Below are 25,560 nucleotides of genomic sequence, written 5' to 3'. Positions count from 1 at the left end.
TCCATGCACTGCCCTGGCGCACGCTGCAATGCACCATTATCACGAGGGTCTGACATTGTGTAGCGGCAAACCAACGAAATTGCACCAAATGTCTCTCTAGAGTGCCGGTTCACGCTGCTTTTATGTCCGAAAGTTCCGTGTTTTGTTAAATTTTCGCGGCGTTTACTGCAAACGTAAACCTTTGTGCCAGCCGTGATCCGGTTACGGCACAACCACAAGACAGAAAAGGAGCACCATGAAGAAATCGCTACTCACCCTCGCCATTGGCAGTCTGCTGGCCGGCAGCGCCTACGCACAGACGTCGGTGACGCTGTACGGTATCGTTGACCAGAGCATCCGCTTCCAGACCAACGCTGACGCAGGCAACCACAGCCAGACCCAACTGACCAACGGCGCGATCACCAACAGCCGTTGGGGTATCAAGGGCAGCGAAGCACTGGGCAACAACCTGAAGGCCATCTTCCAGCTGGAAAACGGCTTCGATCCGGATACCGGCCGCGCAAACCAGAACGGTTCGCTGTTCGGTCGTCAGGCGTACGTGGGCCTGTCGGGCGAGTTCGGCACGGTCAAGCTGGGCCGCCAGTACACCGAAGGCTTTAATTTCTTCGGCGACTTCGATCCGCTGACCATCGGCAACTACGACAACAACGCCTGGCCGTTCTTCCTGACGCAATTCCGCAACAACAACGTCGTCAGCTACGCAGGTTCGTTCGCAGGCCTGAACGTCGGCGCCAGCTATGGCTTCGGCGAGTCCGCAGGCAGCATGACGCGCAGCCAGTACTGGGGTACCCGCGCTTCCTACGACATCGGGCCGTTCGGCTTCGGTGGCGTGTACCAGGAAGTCCGCGACCCGCTCGGCAACAAGCAGCAGATGTGGGGCGCCGCCGGCAAGGTCGGCTTTGGCGCGGCCAAGGTCTTCCTGGGCTACATCGGCGGCAAGGACCGCACTGGCCTGATCGACGCCAACTTCTTCTCGCCGGCCAACACTGCCAACCCGATCCCGGCTGGCGGCAACGCACAGGCCAACCCGCGTGAAGACATGATCGGCTACGTCGGCGCGACCTACCAGGTCACCCCGGCACTGGCCGTGACCGGCGTGTTCTACGGCGATCACATCAAGGGCAAGAACGGCCTGGACAACAGCGGCAACCGCTACACCGGCGTGCTGCTGGCCGAGTACTCGCTCTCCAAGCGTACCCAGGTGTACGGCACCGTCGACTACAACAAGGTCACTGGCGCCGCAGTCACCGAACTGCCTGGCAAGAACAACCAGACGGGCGTGGCCGCAGGTATCCGCCACATCTTCTGATTGTTGGTCTGACCGCATCGCAGAAAGGCACCTTCGGGTGCCTTTTTGTTTTTCAGGGCGGCGGGTAATGCCTGCCGTCATCAGAGATTGGGGCCCAGCGCCGGCTGCCGCCCCGCTGCACGACGCCTGCGCGTGCCGCCAGTTGGCGCCGCATCGGGCTTGGGTGCCGGCCCCGCCGAGGCATCGCGGCCGAGCAACTCCAGCCGGTAGCCGTGCGTGTACAGCGGGACGATGCGCACACCGTTGTCGGGCCAGAGCCCCAGCTTGTTCCGCACGCGCGAGATGTGGGTGTCGATGGTGCGGGACATCGGCGGGATGTCGCGCCCCCAGACCGCCACGACCATGTGTTCGCGCGGTACCACCCGGCCGGCGTTGCGGAACAGCAGCAGGGCGAGGTCGAATTCCTTGGGCGTCAGCGCCACCTTCTGGCCGTGGCACGTCGAGGCCCGGGTGGCCAGGTGGAAGGCGAAGCAGCCCCAGGCCATGCTGCCGTCGCGCGACTGGCGCAGGTCCGGGTACGCGCGGCGCAGCAGCGCCTCGATCCGCGCGGCCAGTTCCTGCGGGCGGATCGGCTTGACCATGTAGTCGTCCGCGCCGGCCGCCAGCGTGGCCACGATGTCCCGCTCGCTATCCAGCCCGGTCAGGAACATCACCGGCACGCGGGCGTCCAGATGGGCGCGCACCCACGCCAGCACCTCGCGCCCGCTGACCTGCGGCGCGTGCCAGTCCAGCAGCAACAGGTCGAACGTGACCTTGCGCAGGGTCAGCAGCATGCGCCGGCCATCGTCGAACGTCACGCACTCGTGGCCGGCGGCCGTCACGATCTCGCGAATCCGCGCGGCGTGCCCGGCGTCTGGCTCCAGCGAAGCAATCCTCAATCCCATCGTCGTTGCGCGCCCCCGAGGCGCATCCTTTGTCTGCCATTCGAGCATTAGAGGCCGGGACGCGGCGCAACCCTATAAGACGATGCTCATTTTTAGTCGGCAACAAATGTTTACTTCGTGCCGGCGGGCGCGCGACCTACCATGGCCGCATCGAGACAAGCCGAGGGAGGCCCATCGTGAAGATCGCCGCGCTGGCGGACAACCCGTCCCGCGCCGGGATGCTCAGGCACGCGCTGCACCGCGGCGGGCATGTCGTGCGCTGCTTCGGGTGTGGAAAGTCGATGACGGACGCGGTGCGGGATACCCGCTACGACGTGCTGCTGCTGGACCGTGCCAGTTCCATCGCCGCCGCGACGGCCGCGTGCGACGTGCTGAAATGGGTGCGCGACACGCTCGGGCAGGGCGTGCCCGTGATGATGCTGGGCCGGGGCGACGACGAGGCACAGGTGGCGGCCTGCCTGGCGGCCGGCGCCGATGCCTACGTGGGCGAGGCGGGGCGCGGGGCCGAGCTGCTGGCGCGCGTGGAGGCGCTGGCGCGGCGCGCGGCGGTGCCGGGGATGCTGGCCGGCACCGTGGCACCGGCAGGCTTCGGCGACATGCCCGAGCAACTCGTCACCGGCGTGTACCGCTTCGTCACGGCCGAGCGCCAGGCCTGGGTGGGCGGTGTGCCCGTGGCGCTGGCGCCCAAGGAGTTCGCGCTGGCCCTGCTGCTGTTCCGCAACCTGGGCACGCTGGTACTGCGCGAGGCGATGATCCGTCATGTCTGGCCGGATGCAGGGGTCCACACGCACGCGCGCACCGTGGACAGCCACCTCTCGCGCGTGCGGACCAAGCTGGCGCTATGGCCCCGCAACGGCGTGATGCGGCGGGCAATCCACCGGCTGGGCAGCCGGCTGGACCTGGTGTAGCCGATGATGGACCGCGGGCGCTCAATCGGCCAGTCAATCGGCCAAATAGTCGGCCAATCAGTCGGCCTTGATCCCGGCTTCCTTGACGATACGCGCGTTGTCTTCCGATTCCGCGCGGACGGCGGCGGCGAACTGCGCGGCGGTGCCGCCGGTGGGCACCTCGCCGCCCTTGAGCAGGCGCTCGCGCACATCCGGCTCGCCCAGCGCCTTGTTCAGCTCGGCATTGAGCCGGTTGATGATGGCCGGCGGCGTCTTGCCCGGGGCGAAGATGCCGAACGTCGAAGTCAGGTTGGCCTTGGGATAGCCGAGTTCGGCGAAGGTCGGCACCGCCGGCAGGCTCTCCAGGCGCTTGGGCGCGCCCACGGCCAGCGCGCGCAGGCGGCCTGCCTGCATGTGCTGGGTCAGCATGGGGCTGGCGTTGGTGCTCATCACCTCGAACTGCGCGCCCAGCGCGTCGTTCATCTGCTGGCCGGCGCCCTTGTAGGGAATCAGCGTGATGTCGGCCTTGGACTTCGCCTTGACCTGCTCGAGCATTACGTGCCCGACCGTGCCCAGACCCGAGGTAGCCCAGCGGACCGAACCCGGCTTGGCCTTGGCCTGCGCGACGAGGTCCGGGAAGGCCTTGCCGGCGAAGCCCGAGGTGGCCACCACGAGCACCGGCGAGTACATGACGCTCATGACCGGCGCCACGTCGTGCTCGGGGTCATAGTTGACGCGGCCCACGTGCGGGTTCAGCGTCAGCGGGCTGGTGGAGGCGAAGCCGATGGTGTAGCCGTCCGGTGCGGCCTTGGCCACGGCGTCGATGCCAATGCTGCCGCCAGCGCCGGCCTTGTTCTCGACCACCACGGACGTGCCCATCTGCACGGACAGCTTCTCGCCCAGCGCACGGGCCACGGCATCGCTGATGCCGCCGGTCGGGTAGGCCACGATCACACGGATCGGGCGGCTCGGATAGGCGTCGGCTGCGTGAGCGGTGGAAACGAAGGACGGGGCCGCAAGCGTGGCGACGGTGAAGACGGACAGGGCCGCCAGCAGCGGCTTGGAAAAGGCAGGAACCATGGTGGGGATGGGGCGGGAGGGTTGCTGATGGATAGGCGCTATCTTAGCCGAAGGGCCCCGGCGGCCGAACCGCCGGCCTGCCATTCCAGCCCTTCCGGGCCGTCCAGCCAACGCGGCGAAGCTGTTTCAGCGCACGAGCGGGTGTTCCGGCACCCACGAGACGAACAGTTCGTTGGCGCGGTCGTACAGCCGCCACGCCGTGCCGCACTCGCGGCAGGTGAAGGACAGCATGCTGAACGGCACGCCGGCCGCGCTGGCGCTGACGTGGGGCGCCGTGTTGCGCAGGGCCAGGCAGGCGTGCGGCTCGCGGCGGCGCGGGTCCTCGGCCAGGGCCAGACAATGGGCGCAGGCGGGGCGGGTGGGTACCGGCAGGGGCGGGGCGGCTGGCATGGCGGGATGACCGGAAAACGGGGGCACGGCGGACTTCATGCCCGTCATGATGCCGCAAAACGCCGGCGTTGGCCCCATCTGACCGTGTTGGGGCGGTGGCCGGGCTATGTCGCGCCATGTCTGCTGCGTGCGCGCGACAGGCTGGCGTTTTCACGCAGCATCGCGTTTGGCGCACTTTACGCGGCGGCGCCATGCGCTCAAGATTTCCGATCCTACATTGCCATCTCAAGGAACCTGACTGCATGTCATCCGTTCGTCGCCCCCGCTTCCCTGCCCTGCGCGCCCTCCCGTTCGCACTGGCACTCGCCGCCGCCTGCGCCGCCACCGCCCACGCCGCCCCGGTGGAGCCGGCCTACCAGCTCGCCCAGCAGGAGAAGCCCGCGCTGATCGCCACGCTGAAGGATCTGGTGTCGATCGAATCCGGCAGCAAGGACATCGAGGGCCTCGACCGCATCGCCGCGCTGATCCGGGAGCGGCTGGCCGCGCTCGGCGGCGACGCCAAACTGGTCGAGCCGACCGAGATCTACCGGATGGAAGACACGCCGGAGAAGGTCGGCAAGATGGTCATGGCCCAGTTCAAGGGCACCGGACGCCGGAACATCATGTTGATCGCCCACATGGACACCGTGTACCTGCGCGGCATGCTCGCGCAGCAGCCGTTCCGCGTGGACGGCGACCGCGCCTACGGGCTGGGCATTGCCGACGACAAGAATGGCGTGGCCGTGATCCTCCACACGGTGGCCATCCTGCAGAAGATGAAGTTCAAGGACTACGGCACGCTGACGGTGCTGATCAACGGCGACGAGGAAATCAGCTCGCCGGGCGCCCGCGCCATGATGACCAAGCTCGGGGCGCAGCAGGACGCCGTGTTCTCGTGCGAGGCCACGCGCGTCACGGGTGACCGCCTGTCGCTGGCGACGAGCGGCATCGGCGCGATTTCGCTGAAAGTCGAGGGCAAGGCGTCGCACGCGGGCAGCGCGCCGGAGCTGGGCCGCAATGCGCTGTACGAGCTGTCGCACCAGATCCTGCAGATGCGCGACCTGTCCAACCCGGACACCGGGCTCAAGGTCAACTGGACGATCTCCAGCGCGGGCACCAACCGCAACGTGATTCCGGCCGTGGCCACGGCGCAGGCCGATGTGCGCGTGCTCCGCACCGCCGACTACGACGGCCTGGAGCGCACGCTGCAGGAGCGGGTCAAGCAGAAGCTGATTCCGGACACCAGGGTCGAGGTCAAGTTCGAGCGCCGCCGGCCGCCGCTTGAAGTCACCCAGGCCGCGCGCACGCTGGCGGCCCATGCGCAGGGCATTTATTCGGAAATCGGCGAGAAGCTGATGGTGTATGACACCGCAGAAGGCGGCGGCACTGACGCGGCGTTCGCGGCGGCGGGCACCAAGGCGCCGGTGATCGAGCGATTCGGGCTGCGCGGCTTTGGCGCGCATTCGAACGATGCCGAGTATGTGGACCTGAACTCGGTCACGCCGCGCCTGTACCTGTTGACGCGGATGATCATGGATGTGTCGCAGGACAAGGCGGGGAAGTAGGCGATCCACGAGAAAACGCCCCTCTCATGCACGCAGGAGAGGGGCGCAGGACCGAGGCGACTTACGCTGCGGCGGTCGTCTTCCGTCCGCCGAGGTCTGGCAGGAACACCGCCAGCAGGCCGAGCAGCGGCAGGAAGGCGCAGACGTCGTACACAGTCTTGATGCCGTGCGTATCGGCCAGGGTGCCGAGCACGGCGGCGCCGATGCCGCCCATGCCGAAGGCGAAGCCGAAGAAAAGGCCGGACACCATGCCGACCTTGCCCGGAATCAGCTCCTGGGCGAACACGAGGATGGCCGAGAACGCCGAGGCCAGGATGAAGCCGATCACGAACGAGAGCACGCCGGTCCAGAACAGGTTGGCGTGCGGCAGCATCAGCGTGAACGGCGCCACGCCGAGGATGGACGCCCAGATCACGCGCTTGCGGCCGATGCGGTCGCCAATCGGGCCGCCGAGGATGGTGCCGGCTGCCACGGCGAACAGGAACACGAACAGGTAGATCTGCGAGGTCTGGCGGGTCAGCCCGAACTTATCCATGAGATAGAACGTGTAGTACGTGTTCAGGCTCGCCATGTAGAAGTACTTCGAGAAGATCAGCAGCAGCAGCACCGCGATGGCGCGGACCACGGTGCGGGTCGGCAGCGGCTTGGCCGCCGTGCCGGCGCCCTTCTTCTTGGCCGCTCGCTCGGCCAGGTGGCGACCGTACCAGCCGCCAATCTGCCAGAGCACGGCAATCGCCAGCAGCGCGGCCAGCGAGAACCACGCCACGCTGCCCTGCTGGTGGACGATCCACGCCGCCAGCAGCGGTCCCATGGCGCTACCGCCGTTGCCACCCACCTGGAAGATCGACTGGGCCAGCCCGTGCTGGCCGCCCGAGGCCATGCGCGCCACGCGCGACGACTCCGGATGGAAGATCGAAGAGCCGGTACCCACCAGCGCCGCCGCCACCAGCAGCACGCCATAGGTTGGCGCCACGGACAGCAGCAGCAACCCACACAGCGTAAAGCCCATGCCGATGGCCAGCGAATGTGGCTTCGGATGCTTGTCTGTATACAGGCCGACGATCGGTTGCAGCAGCGACGCGGTGATCTGGTACGTCAGCGTCAGCAGGCCGATCTGGGTGAAGCTCAGGTTGAAGCCGCCCTTGAGCATCGGATAGATGGCCAGGATCAGCGACTGGATCATGTCGTTGAGGAAGTGCGCGAAGCTGATCGCGTACAACACGCGGAAGCGCGTGCCTTCCTCACGGTGCGCCGCTTCGACGGCGGGGGCGGGATTGACGGTTGTGCTCATGGTGCGGGGGCGCATTGGCCGGTCGTCTGGTTAAAAGTGACGATCGCATCGTAAATGGCAAATTTTCGCCTGTCCTGCGAAAATGGGGCCGGAACCTTGGAGAAAAGGACATGCCGCCCACCCCTCGCAGCCGGAAAGCGGCGCCGCCGCCGGTTGAGTGGATCGACCGCACCACGCCGGGCGCCCGGCGCCTGCCGGCCGATGCCCCGCACGACCCCGATGCCGACGCCCGCGCCGACACCTACGCGGCAGCGCCAGCCTACCTCCGCTTCGACCGCGGCCCGATGCCGGTGACCGCCATGGCTGCCGACTACGCCCCGGGCCACGTCACCAAGCCGCACCAGCATCCGCACGCGCAGTTGATCCACGCAATGCACGGCGTGATGGTGGTCTCCACGGCGGACGGCCAGTGGATCGTGCCGCCCACGCGCGGCATGTGGATGCCGGGCGGCACGGTGCACTGGATCCGCATGGTCGGCCGGGTGCAGATGCGCACCGCCTATATCCGCCCGGACGCCGCGCCGGATCTGCCCACCCGCTGCACGGTGCTCGGCGTCACGGCGCTGCTGCGCGAGCTGATCCTGGCCGCCATCGACATCGCCCTGCCCTATGCGCCGGATTCGCGCGACGGCCGGCTGATGCGGCTGCTGCTGGATGAGGTGCTGCTGGTGCCGACCCTGCCGCTGCACCTGCCGCGCCCCAGCGATGCCGGCCTGCGGCGGATCTGCGATGCGATTGTCGAAAGCCCGGACACCGACCTGACCCTGGCCGACTGGGGAGACTCGCTGGGGGTGGATCCGAAGACGATCCAGCGGCGGTTCGCGCGCGAGACCGGCATGACCTTCGGCCAGTGGCGCCAGCAGGCACGGCTGCTGGCCGCGCTGGAGCGCCTGGCGGCGGGGGCGAAGGTGGTGGATGTGGCGCTGGACATGGGCTATGGCAGCCCGAGCGCCTTTGCGACGATGTTCCGGCGCCAGTTCGGCGTGCCGCCCAGCGCCTTCTTCCGATAACTGCCCGATGTCCGATGGGGGCTCAGGCAGTGCTCAGGCCCCGCTCAGGCCCCGCTCAGACCCCGCTCAGGCTCCGTCCAGGTAACGCTCGGCCAGCCGGGTCCAGTACGCCGCGCCCACGGTCAGATTCTGGTCGTTGAAGTCGTAGCCGGCGTTGTGCAGCAGCGGCTGGTTGGCGCCGTTGCCCATCCGCACGAAGCAGCCCGGGCGCTGTTGCAGGAAGTACGCGAAGTCCTCGCTGCCCGCAATCCGGTGGAAATTCGGCACGGCACGCTCCGGCCCCACCAGTTCCTCGGCCACCTGGCGCGCGAATTCGGTTTCGGCCTCGCTGTTCACCAGCACCGGGTAGCCGCGCACGTAGTCGATATCGACCGTGGCGCCGTAGCCCTCGGCGTGCGACGTGGCCAACTGGCGGATGCGCGCCTCCATCGACGCCCGCACCTCGGGGTTGAACGACCGCACGCTGATTTCCATGCGCGCGCTGTCCGGAATCACGTTCGGGGCGTGGCCGGCGTGCAGCGTGCCAATGGTCACCACGGCGGTCTCGTTCGGATCCACATTGCGCGCGACCACCGATTGCAGCGCCATCACCAGGCTGCCGGCCACCAGGATAGGGTCGATCGACTGGTGCGGGCGCGCCGCGTGGCCGCCCTTGCCCCGGATCGTGATGGCCACCGTGTCGCAGGCCGCCATGAACGGGCCGGACCGGAACATGAACGTGCCGGCTTCCACGCCTGGATGGTTGTGCAGGCCGAAGATGGCATCGCAGGGAAACCGCTCGAACAGGCCGTCGGCCAGCATCCGCTCCGCCCCGCCGCCCGCGCCGATTTCCTCGGCCGGCTGGAAGATCAGGTGGATGGTGCCATTGAAGCGGCGGGTCCGCGCCAACTGGCGGGCGGCGCCCAGCAGCATGGTGGTGTGACCGTCGTGGCCGCACGCGTGCATCTTGCCCTCATGGACGCTGGCGTAGGGCAAACCCGAGCGCTCGTGGATGGGCAGCGCGTCCATATCGGCGCGAATGCCCACGCTCCGCTTGCCCGTACCGGCGCGCAGCGTGCCCACCACCCCGGTGCCACCCACCCCGCGCGTGACCTGATAGCCCCACCCCTCCAGGCGGGACGCTACCAGTTCGGCGGTGCGGATCTCGTTGAAGGCCAGTTCGGGGTGCTGGTGGATGCTGCGCCGGATGTCCTGCAGCTCGTCGTGACAGTCGAGCGTGTCGTGCAGCGTGCAGTAGGAGCGCGTGGGGGATTCGGTGGAGCCGTTCGCGAGCTTGACCGCGACGGTCTTCAATATCGATTCTATTTCGGGGGCATGTTCAGACATGGCGTTGCTCTTGTGGCTTGCATGTATGAACAGTATTTCACGCAGGGTCGAAGGGTAAAACCCAGATTGCGGATTTCGTGCGTATGCGCCCTAAACCGTGCCAAAACTGTTGCCCTTAGGGGACGCTTTGTGTGGAACTGCGACCCTTTGTATGAAGACGTTTCAGCGGGGAACCCGAAAGTCCCCCTTTTTCCGGCAAGGATGTCGGACAGGGGCCGACGCCCGACTCAGCGCTCGCCGTATGGCACGACCTGCTGGGTCTGCTCCCCCAGGCCGGCGATGCCGAGGCGCATGGTGTCTCCCGCGCGCAGATAGCGCGGCGGCTTGAACCCCATGCCCACACCCGGCGGCGTGCCGGTGGCGATCAGGTCGCCGGGCAGCAGGGTCATGAAGCGGCTGACATAGCTGACCACGGTAGCGACATCGAAAACCATGGTTGCGGTGCTGCCTTTCTGCATACGCTCGCCGTTCACGTCCAGCCACATCGGCAGGTTCTGGGGCTCGGGCACCTCGTCGCGCGTGACCAGCCAGGGGCCGACCGGGCAGAAGGTGTCGCAGCCCTTGCCCTTGTCCCAGGTGCCGCCCCGCTCGATCTGGAACTCGCGCTCGGACACATCGTTGACCACGCAGTAGCCGGCCACGTGCTCGAGCGCCTGAGCCTTCGACACATTGCGCGCGGTGGTGCCGATGACCACGCCCAGTTCCACCTCCCAGTCGGATTTTTCCGAACCGAACGGCAGCATCACGGCGTCGTTGGGGCCGTTCAGCGAGGAATTGGCCTTCAGGAAGACGATCGGCTCGGCCGGCAGCGGCATGCCGGCTTCGGCGGCATGGTCAGCGTAGTTCAGGCCGATGGCGATGATCTTGCCGATGCCGGTCCAGGGCACGCCGTGGCGGGCGCCCTCCACCAGCGGCAGCGTGGCGGGGTCGATCGCGGCCAGCCGGGCCAGCGCGGCGGGCGCCAGTTCGTCCGGGCCGATGTTGCCGATCACGGCGGAGAGGTCGCGCACGCGGCCATCACGATCCACGACGCCCGGGCGCTCTGCACCGGGCTGTCCTACGCGTACTAGTTTCATGGTGATTTCCTTGGTTTCTGGCCAGCCGTGGGAAGGGGGACGGCAAGGAAACCGAGGATAGCCGGAATCTGGCCGGCTTGTCCTGTGCCGCAGCGCAGACATCCCCGGCGGCGAAGTACGGCCAGGATCACCGCTGGGGTCACCACCGCGCGCTATGTCAGCGCGCCGGCCGGCACGCGATAGTGCGAGCTGTCGAGCAGGTCGAGCCCGCATTCGAGCTGCCCCACCCAGTCGATGAAGCGCTTCACCATCGCCCGGCCCCGGAAAGACGGCCCGTGCTGCGGCACGATCCATTCGATATCCATGGTGCGCGCCATCTCGGCCCAGAGCCGACACGCCCGGTTACCGCTCATATAGCGGCGATGGAACGGCAGCATGCGCGGGAGATGGGCATCGAAGTCCTCCACCACTGCGCCGGCCTCGGCCGACGTGGTCATGGCCGCGCCCAGATCGCCGGAGAACAGGATCTTGCTGATGGGATCGTAGAAGTGGAAATTGCCCTCCGAATGGAGGAAATGGGCCGGGACGGCAACCAGCTGGCTCGCCCCAAGCGGCACGACCATGCCGGCATCCGGAATACCGACCACGCGGCCGGCCATCTTCCCGGCCTGGCAGATATGGGGCAGGAAGCGCGCCCAGACCTGCGAGATCAGCACCTTGCTGTCCAACGCCGTCAGCCAGCGGCCCACCGACGCCACGATGTCCGGGTCGGCATGCGAGGCCAGCACGTAGTCGAGCCGCTTGGGCGGAAAGTGGCGGCTGATCGCCATATACAGCTCGCCGTAGGTCAGCGGGCCGCCGGGGTCGATCAACGCCCCGTGGCCGTGGTTGACCACCAGGAACTGGTTGGACTGCACGACTTCCCCATCGCCATCGTCCACCAGGTCGGTGAACACCATGCAGACATGCTCGCTCGATTCATATAGCGCGATAGCCATCGCGACCCCCTTTCGCTCGTTTTTGTTTTGAATCGGCGAAAGTACCAGCGGGGCCGGTTCGACCTTTGACGGGGATCAAAGGTCGGTCATGCGGTCAGCGCGTGCTGAGCAGCTTCTCGATCGTGGCGACGAACTGCTTGTCGTCCGGCTTGACCATGCTGTTGTAGCTGCCGACGACCTGACCCTTGCGGTCGATCAGGTATTTATAGAAGTTCCACTTCGGCGCCGTGCCGGTTTCCTTGGCCAGCAGCTCGTACATCGGGTTGGCATCGCTGCCGCGCACGTGGGACTTGCCCAGCATCGGGAATTTGACGCCGTAGGTGTTGTAGCAGAAGTCGGAAATTTCCTTGGAGGAACCGGGCTCCTGCGAGAAATCGTTCGACGGGAAGCCCAGCACGACCAGGCCGCGCTCCCGGTACTTGGCGTAGAGCGCCTCGAGGCCCTCGTACTGCGGCGTGAACCCGCAGTAGCTGGCCGTGTTGACCACCAGCACGACCTTGCCGGCGTACTGGCACAGGTTCTGGGGCGACTCGTCCTGCAGGCGCGGGAACTTGAAGTTGAGCGTTGCCGGGCAGCTGCCAGCCGCGGCGGCTGCCGGGGTGAGGGTCGATTTCTCGGCGGCGTGGGCCGCGCGCGGCAGCAGGCTGGCCGTGGCTGCGGCCATCGCGGACACCGCCAGGGCGGCGAGCAGCGCGCGGCGCTGCAGCGTCAGGGTGGCCGTGCGCGGGTGGCGCGTCCGGGTCGGGGGGACCATGCGGGTCATGACGGGCGACTCCATATTGGGGCGTGAAGGGTGGCCTCCGCAGTCTACGCCTTCGTCGGGTTCACTGCACTCCGCACGGCAGCATCATGGGGGATGGCGGCCGTCAGTCAGGCCGTCAGTCCGGGGGACAGTCCGGGGTCAGTCCATCACCGCCGTCGCGGCGTGCTCGGTCACGCTGGTGCGCAGCTCCAGGTCCGGCATGCGGCGCACGATCAGTAGCGCCACAACCGCCGCCACCGCGCCCGCCGCGAAAATCAGCTGGAAGCCCGATTCCACGCCGGCGGACAGCACCTGCCGCACAGCCGGCGACAGATGCGCCATCGCCTCGCTGCCGTGGCGCAGCGCGCCAAGGTCCAGCGCCTGGGTCACCCCGGCGCGGGCCATCGCCTCGCGGAACTCCAGCGCCAGCAGCGTGCCCGCCAGCGCGCCGCCAATCGCGCTGCCGAGCGAGCGCACCACCAGCAGCGCGCCGGTGCCCGCGCCCATGTCGCGGCGCTCGAGCGCGTTCTGTACCGAAATCAGCGTGCCGACCATCGCCATGCCCAGCCCCACGCCGCCCACCGTCATGGCGAGCAGGACGGCGGCCGTGGGCACGTCCGGCGTGGCAGCGGCCAGCGCGCTCAGGCCGATGGCGGCGGCCACGAAGCCGGCGCTGAGAATGCCGCGCATGCGTCCCATGCGCGGCGCCAGCCAGGCCACCACGAGGTTGCCCGCTACGGTGGACAGCAGGAATGGGACCACCAGCAGGCCGGACATCGACGCATCGGCGTTGCGCGCCAGCTGGAAATGCAGCGGCAGCGCGAAGATGCACAGGAAGATATTGAGCGCGGCCAGCGCCGATGCGCCCACGCCCATCACATAGGCACGGTTGCGGAACAGGCGCGGCGGCAGCATCGGATCCGCCGCGCGGCGCTCCTGCCAGGCCAGCAGTGCCAGCGCGCCGGCCGTGATGGCCAGCAGCGCGCCGGTTTCCAGGGAAATCCAGTCGAAGGCATCGCCGGCCCAGCTCATGGCGAGCAGGAAGGCGATGATGGCCACCGCCAACAGCAGTGCGCCCAGCCAGTCCACGCGGGGCCGGCCGCCGCGCGGGCGCAGCGTGGCCAGGCCCCGGTAGCACATCGCCATGGCCAGCGCGCCAAGCGGCACGTTGATCCAGAACAGCCAGCGCCAGGACAGGTGATCGGACACCCAGCCGCCCACCAGTGGCCCGGCGATGGATGCCATCGCCCAGACCATCGCCAGATAGCCCTGGTAGCGCCCGCGCTGGCGCGGCGCCACCACGTCCGCAATGGCCGCCTGCGCCAGCGACATCAGCCCGCCGCCGCCCACGCCCTGCAACGCCCGGAACAGGATCAGCTGCGTCAGCGACTGCGCCATCGCGCACGCCACGGAGGCGAGGATGAACAGCGTAATGGCCACCATCAGCAGGCGCCGCCGCCCGAAGCTATCGGACAGCTTGCCGTACAGCGGCGTGGTGACGGTGGAGACGATCAGATAGGCGGTGACGATCCACGACAGGTGGCCGAATCCGTTGAGATCATTCGCAATGGCGGGTACGGCGGGGATGACCACGGTCTGGTCCAGCGCCGCGAGCAGGATACATAGCACGATGCCGCCAATCACCCGCATGATGGCGCGGTGATCGTGGACGATGGGCGGGTGTTCGGGAACGGAGGCGGTAGCCTCCACGGCGGATTGCGGCGAGGTGGGCGACGACATGTGGCTACGGCGGGATGGAGGCTGTGGGGACCATCCCTGCGTCGGAGATGGCTTAATTCAGTATCCGCATAATTATATGCGGAAGCCTTCGTTGACGTAGCAATGAATTTTGGCGGAAAGTGGCCACGGCGCCACATCTGGCATCCGTGGCCTGTTGGTCGCTAGCGCGACCCGCCGGTGATGTAGTGTTCGAGCTGCTCGATCACGAAACGCTGTTCGCTGATGATGTTGTTCACGAGGTCGCCGATCGACAGCATGCCGAGCAGTTCGTCCCCTTCCATGACGGGCAGGTGGCGCAGGCGGTGCCGCGTCATCAGGCTCATGCACTCGTCCGTGGTCTGGTCCGCCCGCACATAGATCACCGCTGAAGTCATGATCTCCCGCACCAGCGTCTCGCGCGACGTACGTTGCATCAGGATCACTTTCCGGGCGTAGTCACGCTCGCTCAGGATGCCCTGGATCTTGCCGTGCTCCATCACCAGCAACGCGCCGATGCCTTTCTCCGCCATCAGTTGCAGCGCGGCGTAGACCGTCGCTGAAGGAGGAATGCTGAAGATCGCCTGATTTGGCTTCGCTTCCAGAACCTGCCGTGCGGTTTTCATAGACCGACTCCTTGTTGCTGCTGTCTGGGTAAATCGTTGCGCCCGCGCGGCCGCGCGTCTTTCACCCCCGATGCGCCGCCGGCCTGCTCTTTCAGATTAGCAAAGGATAGTCAGCGCTTACAGGGTGACTTTCACGAATCTTTGTAAGCAATCTGACATAGCTGATTGTTTCTTCCTGCGCACAATTCCCCTGATAGTGAAGTCGCGCGTTACTCCGTCAGCATCCGCACCCGCACCTTGCGGTTCTTGACCTTGCCATCGTTGAGCCGCTTGACCGCTTCCTTGCCGATGGCACGATCCACGGCGATGTACGTGGACATCTCCATCACGTTGATCTTGCCCACCTGGTCCTTGGTGAAGCCGGCCTCGCCGGTCAGCGCGCCGAGGATGTCGCCCGCGCGGATCTTTTCCTTGCGGCCACCCAGCATCTGGAGCGTGACCATGGGCGGCAGCAGGCGCTCCTTGCTCGTGGGCACCAGCTCGGTCAGCGGGTGCCATTCGAACTCGCCGCCCTGATGCTGCTCCAGGTTCCCCACGCGCCCCATCTCATCCATGCTGACCAGGCTGAAGGCCCAGCCTTCGGCATCCGCGCGGCCCGTGCGACCGATGCGGTGCACATGCACCTCGGGGTCAGGCGTGACGTCGACATTGATCACGGCTTCCAGCTGGGCGATGTCGAGCCCGCGCGCCGCCACGTCCGTGGCCACGAGGACCGAGCAACTGCGGTTCGCAAACTGCACCAGCACCTGATCGCGGTCACGCTGTTCCAGATCGCCATGCAGGGCCAGTGCCTCGAAGCCCTGCGCGCGTAGTAATTCGACGAGATCGCGGCATCGTGCCTTGGTATTGCAGAAAGCAAGCGTGCTGGCAGGCCGGAAGTGGTCCAGCAGGCGGCCCACGGCTTGCAGGCGGTCGCCCTCCTCCACCTCGTAAAAACGTTGGCGAATCTTGCTGGCGCCGTGTGTCTCGGCCAGCTTGATCTCGCGCGGCTTGTTCAGGAACTGCTGGCTCAGCTTGACGATGCCGGGCGGGTACGTGGCCGAGAACAGCAGCGTCTGGCGGTCTTTCGGGCAGTGATTGGCGACGAAGGCGATGTCATCGAAGAAACCCATGTCGAGCATGCGGTCCGCTTCGTCGAGCACCAGCGTGTTGATGCCGCGCAGGTCCAGGCTGCCGCGCTCGATGTGATCGAGAATGCGCCCCGGGGTGCCCACAACGATATGCGCGCCGTGGATAAGGCTGTCGACTTGTGGCCGCATGGGCGAACCGCCGCACAGCGTCAGCACCTTGATGTTCTCTTCCGCGCGCGCCAGGCGGCGGATTTCCTGCGTCACCTGATCGGCCAGTTCGCGCGTGGGGCAGAGCACCAGGGCCTGCACGTCGAAGCGGCGTGCGTCGAGCCGATGCAGCAGCGCCAGGCCGAAGGCGGCGGTCTTGCCGCTGCCAGTCTTGGCCTGCGCGATCAGGTCCTGGCCAGCCAGCGCCAGCGGCAGGCTGGCGGCCTGGATCGGCGTCATGGTGTCGTAGCCGAGCTGCGCCAGCGTGGCGAGCATTGCAGGCGACAGCGCCAGGTCGGAGAACGGCGCGCCAGCCGGCGTCTTGGCGGGGGTGGCGGGGGCGGCGGCGGAGTTGGGGGTTGGGCTCGAAGTCATGCCGGATTATAGCGGTGGGGTGCGGTGGGGGTGCGGCGGGGGTGGCTCGGAAACCGCGGTCGGTCAGGCGGCCTTGCGCGCGGCGGGCTTCTTCACCGGCACGTCCTCGGTGGGCGCCCATCCCAGCCGCTCGAGCAGGGCCTGCGCCGCCGCCGGCGCGTGCTCCTTCGCCCCGTTAATGAAGAACAGGAACAGTTCCTTGGGCTTCTGGCGGGCACCCGCCTGCTCATCCACGCGCGGCAGGTCGTCTGGCACGCTGCCGCAGGCCCAGGCGGTGGCGCGCGCGGCCCACACGTCGAGGTCCTTCGGCGCATAGCCGGTCTTGAGCTTCGCCTGCGCGTTCATCAGCCGCGCATAGGCAAAGTCCGCGGTCGGGTCCGCGAACGACGGAAACTTTGGCGAATCTGTGAACACCGTGGCCGCCTTGAACTTGCGCGCGAGCTTCAGGTAGTCGTCGCACATAAAGCTCTCGTGCCGCACCTCAAGCACGTGCCGCAGTTTCACGCCTTCGACGGCATCGGGCAGCAGACTCAGGAATCCCTCGAAGTCATCGGCAACGAACTGCTTGGTTGGGGCGAATTGCCAGACGATGGGACCGAGTTTCTCGCCCAGCTCGGCAATGCCGCTATCAATGAAACGGGCGATGGAATCGCCCGACTCGGCCAGGATGCGCCGGTTGGTGGCGAAGCGCGACGCCTTGACCGAGAACACGAAGCCATCCGGCGTGGCATTGCGCCAGTTGGCAAATGACGTGCGCTTTTGTGTCCCGTGATAGGTGCTGTTGAGCTCGATGGCGGTCAGGTGACGGCTTGCGTACTCGAGTTCGCGCGCCTGCGCGAGACCGGACGGGTAGAAATTGTCGCGCCACGGCGCAAAACTCCATCCGCCAATGCCGATGTGGATATTGCCTACCGCCTTGCCCTGCTTGCGCGCTGCCATGACAACCCCCGTCATTCACGCAAAATGCGATGCATACCAGTCTAGCGTGCGGTAGCGTGTCCGGCCAACGCCACGTTTTCGTCGCATGACGATTCATGGCGGGAATGTTGCTTCCTGAATGTTGCGACCGAAGGCACACTAGGACCGATTCCAGCCCCGATTCCAGCCGCCTCACCTACCGCCTCACCTACCGCCTCACCTACCCGGAGGGCCCGCCTTGCGCTTCGACCCCGACACGCTCCCGGCCATTCTGCAAAGCATCGAGGCGCGCGCGCTCGCACTGCGCGACACCCCGCCGGCCGGCCTGTTTTCGTCGATCGACGAGACGGCGGCCCGCATTGACCTGCCCATGGAACGGGTGCTGTATCAGCCGCCCCCGGCTGCCGCCCTTAGTAAGAGCCTTCTCAAACGACGGGTGGAAGCCGCACTCCGCGGTCAGCCGCAAGTCTCGCTGCACGCCCTCTGCGGCGACCACCCGCTCGAACACGGCCTCGCGGAGTTGCTGACTTATCTGCAATTGACTGGCGATACTTTCCATTGCGTCGTCGATGAGGCGGCGATGGAGACCGTTACGTGGCATGCGCGCGGCATGGGCGGCGCGCCACTGACGCGCGGCGCGCAAATGCCACGTGTCGTCTTTGTGAGAAATGGATCAGGAGCGGGATCATGAGCGCGCCCGATCCCCATGCGCTGTCGCCCCTTGTGGTGCCGCTGCTCAAAGGAGTGGTGTGCCGCGAGGACGCGCCCACCGCATGGCAGGCGCTCTTGGTACAGCAGGCAGCCGTGCGCGCCTACGTGGCCGTGCTGGGTCTCGCCCTGTTCATCGACGAGGACGATGGATTCGCATTTCTGCGAGTGCCATCGCCGCCAGCGCCCGATGCCACGATGCCCCCTTTGATCGCCAGACGCCCACTGTCCTATGCCGTCAGCCTCACGCTGGCGTTGCTGCGCAAGGCGATGGCCGAATTCGACGCGGCGGGGCTTCGTGGCCCACTGATCCTGACGCGCGAGGATATCGCTGAACTGCTACGCGCGTTCCTGCCTTCGGGCAGCAATGAAGCCAAGCTCATCGACATGGTCGACTCACATGTGAGCAAGATCGTCGAGCTGGGCTTCCTGCGGCGCGTGGGGCAATCGGAACCCGCTTCGTACGAAGTCCGCCGCGTGCTGAGAGCCTTTGTCGATGCCCAATGGCTGGCCGATTTCGATGCGCGGCTAGCCGTCTATCAGACACAACTGCGCGGCACCTCCACCGAGCGCACGCGAGGCGTCGATGGATAGGGCACCCACCATGGCACCGGAGACGGTGGTCCCGGACATCGAGGCCACCACGACGGATGCGGGATTCCGCCTGATGCGACTCGAAGTCCTGAACTGGGGACCGTTCCGGCAAGGTGTGTCGTCGATGCGCCCCGACGGCCAACATGCCGTGTTGACGGGCGACCTCGGGCCCGGCACGACCGCCCTGGTCGACGCTTTGAGAATGCTCCTACTCCCGGAGCCGGACCCCGCCATCCCGCCGCGTGCGGCAGATCGACCGGCGATGCTGCTCGGCGTATTCCACAATGCCGCGTTCGACAGAACGGTCACCCTTGCCCAGATATTCCCAAGCGCGGCGGATCACCCGCTGCCCGCGCGGCTGTTCGCCGCCGCGCCGCATGACTTGAGCATTGGCAGCGATCTTTCTCACTTCGACGGCGACCTCATCGCCCTCCGCAAAACGCTGCGCACAGTCGGCGCCGAATCATTCGACACCTTCGCCCGCTATCACGCATGGTTCCGGCGTTGCTTCGCCATCGGCGATCCGCTACCCGTGGACGCCCTGCGCGCCTGCCGGGACGCGCTGGACGGTTACTTTGTCGGCCTCAAGCTCGCGCTGCTGGAGATACGGCTCGGGCAACTGGCCGACGACTGGGCGCGACACGATCGCCGCGTGCTGGATGAGGTGGAACGCCACGCCGCGCTGCGCGCCCAGGCGCTGCACCTGCGGCATAGCATTTCTGCGAGCGGCGGCGAGCGGATCGCGCAGCTCGACTTCGATATCGAGCAACTCGAACGCGTACGCGATATTCGTCGGCAACGCGCCACGTTGTACGCAACGCTGATTGCGTCGATCAACGAGACGCCCGCCGCCACCGACGCCGACTTCCTCGCACAACGCGACCGGCTAGCCGCGCGCCGGGCCCATGCGCCGTCGGCTGCGCTCTCGCAACTCTCCGCTTTTTCGGACTTCCACGAGATCGACTGGCGCACGCCGGCGCGCGACGCCGCGCGGCTTGGCGAGGAAAAACAACGACTCCAGAATGCCTCGGACATCCTCCAGCAATTGGCCGATGGATTGGAGGAATTGCGAGGAACGATCCGGTCATGCGAGCAATCGCTCGATGCCTGCCGCGACGCCCGCACGGCGGCGCAGACGGCAATGGCCATCGCCGAAGCGGAGCGCCAGCAGGCCGAAGATTTGCTGGCCGCGTCCGAACTCGCCATGCAATCGGCCAGCCTCGACATGCTCGATGCGCTGCGCGCCGAAGCGTTCGGGCAGCACGCGCCCACCGTGGAATCATGCGACCCCTGCCGCGAGAGCATGCGACGCTGGCTCCAGGCCCGCATCGACGCGGACGCAAGCGACTGGGCGCTTCTGGACGAACAACTACGCGACGGCCCATCCGCGCTCATATCCACACAGGCCGCGCGGCCCCACCGCTTCCACCTCGCCGTGCTGGATGAATCATTTTGGCGAGGCGAAGACGCCACGGCGACAGTCTGGCTACAACGGCTAGGCGCCGCCAACATGCAGTGCCTGATCGTCACGCCGATGGAGAAGATTCCTATCGTCGAACCGTTCGTGGCCAGCGTGACGTTTGTGCGGGATGAGGGAGACGCCACAGCGCGGGTGTGGCGCGTTGGAATTGAAGATTGTTGAGGCTGGGATAGCAGCGATGCATCCACCCTACTTCTGCTGCGCCTCCCGGTCATCCGAAGCGTGTTCGAGGATAACGACGAAGCGCTCCAACGTCATCGCCACATCAATGAACTTCAGTGTAAAGACATAGAGAATCCCCGCCACCGTTGCGCCCGTGTACCAAATGAATATCGAGAGCGGCTCGCCCGACCGAAATTTCACTAGTGTGACGATCAATGTCACCGCAGAAGGAATCAGCCCAACCTTCTCCAGTGCCCCAACGAACAGCGCTATTCTGGAGCGTGCATCTTTCGCGACTGCGCTGAAGTAGCTCTTGGCAAATCGAAGCTGCTGTGGTGAATAGGCTCGCCTTATCTCTCGAATGGCGTCGTACCAGCGCGAGAGATTTCGACCGATATCACCGAGCAATTCCATCTCCATAGACCTCCACTCCCTCACAAGCAACCTCGACTTGTACGCCGCTACCCCGATAGTTGCCAACCCACCAACAACTAACAAAACAAGAGCGAACCAATTCAAGACAGGTAGCTTTAGCCAAGTGGACGTGGCATTTACAATCCAACCGAGCGCCAGTGCCCCAATGCAAATGCGGTCAGACCAGACCTCGAGAAACGCTCTCTTCTGTGATTCCTCTGCAATGCTCCACTGCCTTACTTTGACCAAGTCGTCCATCAGAGCGTCTAGTGCAAACGCCTCCGGGCTCGACGTCCCGTTGCCGTGCAACTCTGCGAGTTTGGCCTGGTTAGTCATTGCCATCGGTAGATCCTGATCATCCGAAATCAGCGTTGTGTGGGAACGGGATACTTCAGGGCGTTCGTTTCCATCTTCCTTCTCACCGCCGAGTCGAGATCGACGCCTAGCACTGTCACAAGTTGTGACAGATAGATTGCAATATCTGCAAGCTCCTGCTCCACGTGTTCCCTCTCCGTCGTCGCCATGGCTTTCCGGGACTCGTCTTCCGTTTGCCACTGGAAAATCTCGACCAATTCGGCCACCTCGACACTTAACGCCATGGCAAGATTTTTGGGACTGTGATACCTCCCCCAGCCGCGTTGCTCGCCAAAAGCAAACGCGGCTTGCTGAAGGTTCGTAATATCAACTAAAGGCATGTCGGACTCGCGACGGAAGGCAATAGGAACTAGGATCCAGATCGCCTGCGCATGTTTCATTCAAACACGCACCAGGGAACATGTTGCGCTCGAAAACCATTCAATGAAGAGGACGCGGAGGATCACTCCGTAAGGGCCTTCATTACAGCAAGAAACTCGAAATATTACAATGTGATACTGTGGTTTCGGAGTGCGACTGAAGGGCGCCCTTAACACCACTGGTAAACACTTTGACAATCCCAAACGTCAATCGAGAGCAACTTCTTGAAGCTATCGAATATTTCGATGGCAACCTGCGCGCGGCACCAGCCTGGCAAGGCTGTGAGGATAGAGACGACCAACAGTTCGCACTATCTCATAACAATCGCTTATACCCACTGAAGAGGATAATAGGACTTGCTTCCGGCCTTAGCGATACGGAATTCCCGGGTGGAGATCCCGCGTGCCGCTTTCTCGAAAAGCAGGGATTTTCTCTAGCACGTATCAACGACGCCGCTGCGCTTTTGAGTGCAAAGCCATTACCATCCTTCGTAATCGGGCAGATCTATGATCGATTCTCGGAAATAAACGATATCTTTGGCGGTAGCCGTCAAAGCGGGATTGCACCATCGCGCCGGGCCCACGCCATTTTCCTCTTCACTGGCAGGACGGGAGAGAAATACGGTTACACCGACTATCGCGATGACCAAGGGGTCTACTGGTATTCCGGTGAGGGCCAGCTCGGCGACATGGTCTTCAAAAGCGGGAACAAGGCTGTGCGTGACCATGCTCAGAATGGCCAAGCCCTACACCTGTTCAAATCCCTCGGGAAAGCAAGAGGTCAGAAATATCTCGGCGAGCATACTTGCGGCGTCCCGAAATTCGAGCGCGGGATTGACAAAGAACGACGGGAGCGAGACGTTATCGTGTTTCCACTCATTCCGGTCAATCTAGCTCGTGAAATCGAACAGTCAGAGGATAGCGCTTCAACCCCGAGGCTTGCGACCACCCTCGACGAGGCTCGGCGCCTAGCCTTGTGGGCAGTTGACAACAACACCGAGAGCCAGGGCGCCACTACCGCGCTCAGAAACCTATACCGTCGCAGTCAACTCGTTAGAAACTACGTCTTGCAGCGCGCCGCAGGACTTTGCGAGCTGTGCAATCTGCCGGCGCCGTTTCGGCGTCGCGATGGCTCCGGCTATCTAGAACCTCACCATACAAACCGCCTCTCGGATGGTGGTTTGGATCATCCAAGGTTTGTCGCCGCAATATGCCCAACTTGCCACAGGCACATTCACTATGGCAAAGGAGGCAACGAATTGAACAAAAGGCTCACGTTAATTATTGCGGACAAAGAGACCAATAGCTAAAAAAAACCGCAGCAAACAGCCGCGGCCTTTTTAAGAAATAGCGACTAGCCACGTGAGCTAGATCGAATCACCACCTGCCTCAAACATCAATATTCCGCGCCACCAACGCATTCGATTCAATGAAATTACGACGCGGTTCCACTTCGTCGCCCATGAGCGTGGTGAAGATCTGGTCGGCCGCGATGGCGTCTTCGATCTGTACGCGCAGGAGGCGGCGCTGGGTCACGTCGAGCGTGGTTTCGAACAGCTGCTCGGGGTTCATCTCGCCCAGGCCCTTGTAGCGCTGGCGGGACACGCCGCGTTCCGCTTCGGAGAGCAGCCACTGCATGGCCTGGTGGAAGTCAGACACGGTCTGGTCGCGCAGGCGTTCGCCTTCGCCACGCTTGACCTTGGTGCCCTCCGGGATCAGGCCCTGGAAGGTCGTGGCGGCGCGGGCGAGTGCGGCGTAGTCGGCGCCATGGACGAAGTCCGCGTCCAGGTGCGACAGGCGCACGTTGCCATGGTGCCGGCGCGCGATCATCAGGCGGTGCTTGTCGGTTTTTTCGTCGAATTGCGCATACACGTCCGCGGTGCCGTCGTCGTTCACGGCGGCGCCCAGCAGCGTCTTGGCGTGCATCTCGGCCAGCTTGGCCTTCAGCGCCACGGCCGAGGCTTCCGCCGCTGCCGCGTTGTCGAGGTCCAGCACCACGCCGTCGGCGATGGCGCGCAGCGCGTCCGGATCGACGATGCGGGACAGGCGGCCGATCACGCCTTCGGCCAGCTGGTACTGGCGCGCCAGTTCGGTCAGGGCGTCGCCCGTGATCTCGCTGCCGTCCGGGCGCGTCAGGGACGCCTTCTCCATCGCCAGCTTCAGCAGGTAGGCGTTGAGTTCGTTGTCGTCCTTGATGTACCGCTCTTCCTTGCCGTGCTTGATCTTGTACAGCGGCGGCTGGGCGATGTACACATAGCCGCGCTCGATGATGTCCGGCATCTGGCGATAGAAGAACGTCAGCAGCAGCGTGCGGATGTGCGAGCCGTCCACGTCCGCATCGGTCATGATGATGATGCGGTGGTAGCGCAGCTTTTCGAGGTTGTAGTCGTCCTTGCCGATGCCGGTGCCCAGCGCGGTGATCAGCGTCAGTACTTCCTGGCTGGACAGCATCTTGTCGAAGCGCGCGCGCTCCACGTTCAGGATCTTGCCCTTCAGCGGCAGGATTGCCTGGAACTTGCGGTCGCGGCCCTGCTTGGCCGAGCCGCCTGCGGAGTCCCCCTCCACCAGGAACAGTTCGGACAACGCCGGATCACGCTCTTGGCAGTCAGCCAGCTTGCCCGGCAGGCCCATGCCGTCGAAGGCGCCCTTGCGGCGCGTCATCTCGCGGGCCTTGCGGGCCGCCTCGCGGGCGCGCGCGGCGTCCACGATCTTGCCGCAGATGATCTTGGCGTCGCTCGGCGTTTCCAGCAGGAAGTCGGTCAGCGCCTTGCTCACCAGCTCCTCCACGGGCAGGCGCACTTCGGACGACACCAGCTTGTCCTTGGTCTGCGAGCTGAACTTCGGCTCGGGCACCTTCACGGACAGCACGCAGGACAGGCCCTCGCGCATGTCGTCGCCGGACGTCTCGATCTTGGCCTTCTTGGCGATCTCGTTTTCTTCGATGTACTTGTTGATGACCCGCGTCATCGCCGCGCGCAGGCCGGTCAGGTGGGTACCCCCGTCGCGCTGCGGAATGTTATTCGTGAAGCACAATACCTGTTCGTTGTAGCCATCGTTCCATTGCATGGCCACTTCCACCGTGATGCCTTCCTTCTCGGCGTTCGCGTAGAAAATGGTCGGATGCAGCACGGTCTTGGCGCGATTGATGTATTCGACGAAGCCCTTCACGCCGCCCGAGTAGGCAAAATCCTCTTCCTTGCCAGTGCGCTGATCGGTCAGGCGGATATGCACGCCGTTGTTCAGGAACGAGAGTTCGCGGATGCGCTTGGACAGCACCTCGTAGTGGAACTCCACGTTGGTGAAGATTTCCTCGTCGGCCAGGAAGTGCACTTCGGTGCCGCGCTTGTCGGTCGCGCCGATGACCTTCATCGGCGAGACTTCCACGGGGTTGCCGTCCGGACCGGTCACCGTCTCGATCACGCGGTTCTGCACCGCGCCCTTGGCGAACTCGATCAGGTTGACCTGCCCGTCGCGACGCACGGTCAGGCGCAGCCACTTGGACAGCGCGTTCACGCAAGACACGCCCACGCCGTGCAGGCCGCCGGATACCTTGTAGCTGTTCTGGTTGAACTTGCCGCCCGCATGCAGCTCGGTCATGGCGATTTCCGCCGCGCTGCGCTTCGGCTCGTGCTTGTCGTCGAACTTCACCGCGGGCGGAATGCCACGGCCGTTGTCGACGATCGAGATCGAGTTGTCGCTGTGAATCGTGACCTGGATTTCGGTGCAATAACCGGCCAGCGCTTCGTCGATGGAGTTGTCGAGCACCTCGAACACGAGGTGGTGCAGGCCAGTACCGTCGGAGGTGTCGCCGATATACATGCCCGGGCGCTTGCGTACCGCCTCCAGGCCTTCCAGGATCTGGATCGAAGAGGCTCCGTAAGAGTTTTCCTGCTGCGGATTTTGCTGGTCGGTCATGTTTTCCTACTCACGATACTCACGGCAAATGCGGAATCCGGTCCCGGCGCCGGGCTGGCGCGGGGTCTGGGGTCCGCAATGGCGGGTTACTTAAAAACGGCAAAAGGGGCGGATCGTTGGGATCCTGCCCCTGCTGCGGTGTGTGCCCGGTTGTCTTCTGGACA

General features: G+C 65.1%; 23 protein-coding genes. 8 read left to right on the top strand and 15 right to left on the bottom strand.

Annotated features, from left to right (window positions below):
- Positions 1–235 precede the first annotated feature (235 nt).
- A complete protein-coding gene (locus tag AB4120_RS23755) occupies positions 236–1,309 on the top strand; it encodes a porin (protein ID WP_149136981.1) in 1,074 nt (357 codons plus the stop codon).
- An 80-nt stretch (positions 1,310–1,389) separates the two neighbouring features.
- Here AB4120_RS23755 and AB4120_RS23750 read toward each other — a convergent pair whose 3' ends face one another.
- A complete protein-coding gene (locus tag AB4120_RS23750) occupies positions 1,390–2,193 on the bottom strand; it encodes a response regulator transcription factor (RefSeq protein ID WP_149136982.1) in 804 nt (267 codons plus the stop codon).
- Positions 2,194–2,369: 176 nt separating this feature from the next.
- On the opposite strand from AB4120_RS23750, the gene AB4120_RS23745 reads away from it, so the two are divergent.
- Complete coding sequence (locus tag AB4120_RS23745) at positions 2,370–3,101, top strand: response regulator transcription factor (RefSeq protein ID WP_149136983.1); 732 nt, start codon at positions 2,370–2,372, stop codon at positions 3,099–3,101.
- A gap of 57 nt (positions 3,102–3,158) precedes the next feature.
- On the opposite strand, the gene AB4120_RS23740 is transcribed toward AB4120_RS23745, so the two are convergent.
- Both AB4120_RS23740 and AB4120_RS23735 read right to left on the bottom strand, forming a co-directional pair.
- Positions 3,159–4,160 carry a Bug family tripartite tricarboxylate transporter substrate binding protein gene (locus AB4120_RS23740; protein WP_149136984.1) on the bottom strand — a complete coding sequence of 334 codons (1,002 nt, stop codon included), beginning with the start codon at positions 4,158–4,160 and terminating at the stop codon, positions 3,159–3,161.
- A gap of 126 nt (positions 4,161–4,286) precedes the next feature.
- A complete protein-coding gene (locus AB4120_RS23735) occupies positions 4,287–4,550 on the bottom strand; it encodes a hypothetical protein (protein WP_177219853.1) in 264 nt (87 codons plus the stop codon).
- A 242-nt stretch (positions 4,551–4,792) separates the two neighbouring features.
- On the opposite strand from AB4120_RS23735, the gene AB4120_RS23730 reads away from it, so the two are divergent.
- Entirely contained in the window at positions 4,793–6,094 is a 1,302-nt protein-coding gene (locus tag AB4120_RS23730) for a M20/M25/M40 family metallo-hydrolase (protein WP_149136986.1), read from the top strand.
- A 61-nt stretch (positions 6,095–6,155) separates the two neighbouring features.
- Here the strand turns inward: AB4120_RS23730 and AB4120_RS23725 are convergent, their stop codons facing one another.
- Positions 6,156–7,385, bottom strand: a complete 1,230-nt coding sequence (locus AB4120_RS23725; protein ID WP_441642917.1) for an MFS transporter — start codon at positions 7,383–7,385, stop codon at positions 6,156–6,158.
- A gap of 191 nt (positions 7,386–7,576) precedes the next feature.
- On the opposite strand from AB4120_RS23725, the gene AB4120_RS23720 reads away from it, so the two are divergent.
- Positions 7,577–8,395, top strand: coding sequence for an AraC family transcriptional regulator (locus AB4120_RS23720; protein WP_149137612.1), 819 nt, complete (start codon positions 7,577–7,579; stop codon positions 8,393–8,395).
- A 66-nt stretch (positions 8,396–8,461) separates the two neighbouring features.
- Here the strand turns inward: AB4120_RS23720 and AB4120_RS23715 are convergent, their stop codons facing one another.
- The 8 genes from AB4120_RS23715 to AB4120_RS23680 form a co-directional block, all read right to left on the bottom strand.
- Positions 8,462–9,721 carry a M20 aminoacylase family protein gene (locus AB4120_RS23715; protein WP_441642916.1) on the bottom strand — a complete coding sequence of 420 codons (1,260 nt, stop codon included), beginning with the start codon at positions 9,719–9,721 and terminating at the stop codon, positions 8,462–8,464.
- 227 nt (positions 9,722–9,948) lie between these two features.
- Positions 9,949–10,797, bottom strand: coding sequence for a fumarylacetoacetate hydrolase family protein (locus AB4120_RS23710; protein WP_149136989.1), 849 nt, complete (start codon positions 10,795–10,797; stop codon positions 9,949–9,951).
- 152 nt (positions 10,798–10,949) lie between these two features.
- Positions 10,950–11,735, bottom strand: coding sequence for an MBL fold metallo-hydrolase (locus AB4120_RS23705; protein WP_149136990.1), 786 nt, complete (start codon positions 11,733–11,735; stop codon positions 10,950–10,952).
- Between the two features lie 94 nt (positions 11,736–11,829).
- Entirely contained in the window at positions 11,830–12,489 is a 660-nt protein-coding gene (locus AB4120_RS23700; protein WP_149137613.1) for a glutathione peroxidase, read from the bottom strand.
- 147 nt (positions 12,490–12,636) lie between these two features.
- The gene (locus AB4120_RS23695; RefSeq protein WP_262389685.1) at positions 12,637–14,127 is read right to left on the bottom strand and encodes an MDR family MFS transporter; all 1,491 of its coding nucleotides are present in this window, start codon (positions 14,125–14,127) and stop codon (positions 12,637–12,639) included.
- A 251-nt stretch (positions 14,128–14,378) separates the two neighbouring features.
- On the bottom strand, positions 14,379–14,819 hold the full coding sequence (locus tag AB4120_RS23690) for a CBS domain-containing protein (RefSeq protein ID WP_149136992.1): 441 nt from the start codon (positions 14,817–14,819) through the stop codon (positions 14,379–14,381).
- 209 nt (positions 14,820–15,028) lie between these two features.
- A complete protein-coding gene (dbpA, locus tag AB4120_RS23685; RefSeq protein WP_211943542.1) occupies positions 15,029–16,471 on the bottom strand; it encodes an ATP-dependent RNA helicase DbpA in 1,443 nt (480 codons plus the stop codon).
- A gap of 63 nt (positions 16,472–16,534) precedes the next feature.
- Positions 16,535–17,410: a DUF72 domain-containing protein gene (locus AB4120_RS23680; protein WP_149136994.1), complete on the bottom strand. Its 876-nt coding sequence runs from the start codon at positions 17,408–17,410 to the stop codon at positions 16,535–16,537.
- 217 nt (positions 17,411–17,627) lie between these two features.
- Here AB4120_RS23680 and AB4120_RS23675 point away from each other — a divergent pair, with 217 nt between their 5' ends.
- From AB4120_RS23675 to AB4120_RS23665, 3 genes are read left to right on the top strand one after another with little or no spacing between them, the layout of a single operon-like run.
- A complete protein-coding gene (locus AB4120_RS23675; protein ID WP_149136995.1) occupies positions 17,628–18,080 on the top strand; it encodes a DUF3375 family protein in 453 nt (150 codons plus the stop codon).
- Positions 18,077–18,691 (top strand): DUF4194 domain-containing protein, encoded by a 615-nt coding sequence (locus AB4120_RS23670; protein ID WP_149136996.1) that lies wholly within the window; start codon positions 18,077–18,079, stop codon positions 18,689–18,691. Before AB4120_RS23675 ends, AB4120_RS23670 begins: the two co-directional genes overlap by 4 nt.
- Positions 18,692–18,701: 10 nt before the next feature.
- Positions 18,702–20,333: an ATP-binding protein gene (locus tag AB4120_RS23665; protein ID WP_187645097.1), complete on the top strand. Its 1,632-nt coding sequence runs from the start codon at positions 18,702–18,704 to the stop codon at positions 20,331–20,333.
- Between the two features lie 27 nt (positions 20,334–20,360).
- Here AB4120_RS23665 and AB4120_RS23660 read toward each other — a convergent pair whose 3' ends face one another.
- Both AB4120_RS23660 and AB4120_RS23655 read right to left on the bottom strand, forming a co-directional pair.
- Complete coding sequence (locus tag AB4120_RS23660) at positions 20,361–21,089, bottom strand: hypothetical protein (protein ID WP_149136998.1); 729 nt, start codon at positions 21,087–21,089, stop codon at positions 20,361–20,363.
- Positions 21,090–21,112: 23 nt separating this feature from the next.
- Positions 21,113–21,442, bottom strand: a complete 330-nt coding sequence (locus AB4120_RS23655) for a nucleotide pyrophosphohydrolase (protein WP_149137614.1) — start codon at positions 21,440–21,442, stop codon at positions 21,113–21,115.
- 230 nt (positions 21,443–21,672) lie between these two features.
- On the opposite strand from AB4120_RS23655, the gene AB4120_RS23650 reads away from it, so the two are divergent.
- Positions 21,673–22,791 carry an HNH endonuclease gene (locus AB4120_RS23650; protein WP_262389502.1) on the top strand — a complete coding sequence of 373 codons (1,119 nt, stop codon included), beginning with the start codon at positions 21,673–21,675 and terminating at the stop codon, positions 22,789–22,791.
- 79 nt (positions 22,792–22,870) lie between these two features.
- On the opposite strand, the gene gyrB is transcribed toward AB4120_RS23650, so the two are convergent.
- Entirely contained in the window at positions 22,871–25,396 is a 2,526-nt protein-coding gene (gene gyrB, locus AB4120_RS23645; RefSeq protein ID WP_149136999.1) for a DNA topoisomerase (ATP-hydrolyzing) subunit B, read from the bottom strand.
- Positions 25,397–25,560 lie beyond the last annotated feature (164 nt).

It is taken from the genome of Cupriavidus sp. 2KB_3 (assembly GCF_052115685.1).
In the GTDB taxonomy this organism is placed as follows: domain Bacteria; phylum Pseudomonadota; class Gammaproteobacteria; order Burkholderiales; family Burkholderiaceae; genus Cupriavidus; species Cupriavidus campinensis.
The sequence above is the reverse complement of the archived record's forward strand: the minus strand, read 5'-3'. Positions and strand labels throughout refer to the sequence as shown.

Bases quoted from the DNA above. Each gene is read 5' to 3' on its own strand.
- AB4120_RS23655 (WP_149137614.1), bottom strand. From the start codon at position 21,442: ATGCCTTTAGTTGATATTACGAACCTTCAGCAAGCCGCGTTTGCTTTT.
- AB4120_RS23710 (WP_149136989.1), bottom strand. From the start codon at position 10,797: ATGAAACTAGTACGCGTAGGACAGCCCGGTGCAGAGCGCCCGGGCGTC.
- AB4120_RS23670 (WP_149136996.1), top strand. From the start codon at position 18,077: ATGAGCGCGCCCGATCCCCATGCGCTGTCGCCCCTTGTGGTGCCGCTG.
- AB4120_RS23715 (WP_441642916.1), bottom strand. From the start codon at position 9,721: ATGTCTGAACATGCCCCCGAAATAGAATCGATATTGAAGACCGTCGCG.
- AB4120_RS23665 (WP_187645097.1), top strand. From the start codon at position 18,702: ATGGCACCGGAGACGGTGGTCCCGGACATCGAGGCCACCACGACGGAT.
- AB4120_RS23730 (WP_149136986.1), top strand. From the start codon at position 4,793: ATGTCATCCGTTCGTCGCCCCCGCTTCCCTGCCCTGCGCGCCCTCCCG.
- AB4120_RS23755 (WP_149136981.1), top strand. From the start codon at position 236: ATGAAGAAATCGCTACTCACCCTCGCCATTGGCAGTCTGCTGGCCGGC.
- dbpA (WP_211943542.1), bottom strand. From the start codon at position 16,471: ATGACTTCGAGCCCAACCCCCAACTCCGCCGCCGCCCCCGCCACCCCC.
- AB4120_RS23740 (WP_149136984.1), bottom strand. From the start codon at position 4,160: ATGGTTCCTGCCTTTTCCAAGCCGCTGCTGGCGGCCCTGTCCGTCTTC.
- gyrB (WP_149136999.1), bottom strand. From the start codon at position 25,396: ATGACCGACCAGCAAAATCCGCAGCAGGAAAACTCTTACGGAGCCTCT.
- AB4120_RS23750 (WP_149136982.1), bottom strand. From the start codon at position 2,193: ATGGGATTGAGGATTGCTTCGCTGGAGCCAGACGCCGGGCACGCCGCG.
- AB4120_RS23660 (WP_149136998.1), bottom strand. From the start codon at position 21,089: ATGGCAATGACTAACCAGGCCAAACTCGCAGAGTTGCACGGCAACGGG.
- AB4120_RS23725 (WP_441642917.1), bottom strand. From the start codon at position 7,385: ATGAGCACAACCGTCAATCCCGCCCCCGCCGTCGAAGCGGCGCACCGT.
- AB4120_RS23695 (WP_262389685.1), bottom strand. From the start codon at position 14,127: ATGCGGGTGATTGGCGGCATCGTGCTATGTATCCTGCTCGCGGCGCTG.
- AB4120_RS23690 (WP_149136992.1), bottom strand. From the start codon at position 14,819: ATGAAAACCGCACGGCAGGTTCTGGAAGCGAAGCCAAATCAGGCGATC.
- AB4120_RS23700 (WP_149137613.1), bottom strand. From the start codon at position 12,489: ATGGTCCCCCCGACCCGGACGCGCCACCCGCGCACGGCCACCCTGACG.
- AB4120_RS23680 (WP_149136994.1), bottom strand. From the start codon at position 17,410: ATGGCAGCGCGCAAGCAGGGCAAGGCGGTAGGCAATATCCACATCGGC.
- AB4120_RS23735 (WP_177219853.1), bottom strand. From the start codon at position 4,550: ATGCCAGCCGCCCCGCCCCTGCCGGTACCCACCCGCCCCGCCTGCGCC.
- AB4120_RS23705 (WP_149136990.1), bottom strand. From the start codon at position 11,735: ATGGCTATCGCGCTATATGAATCGAGCGAGCATGTCTGCATGGTGTTC.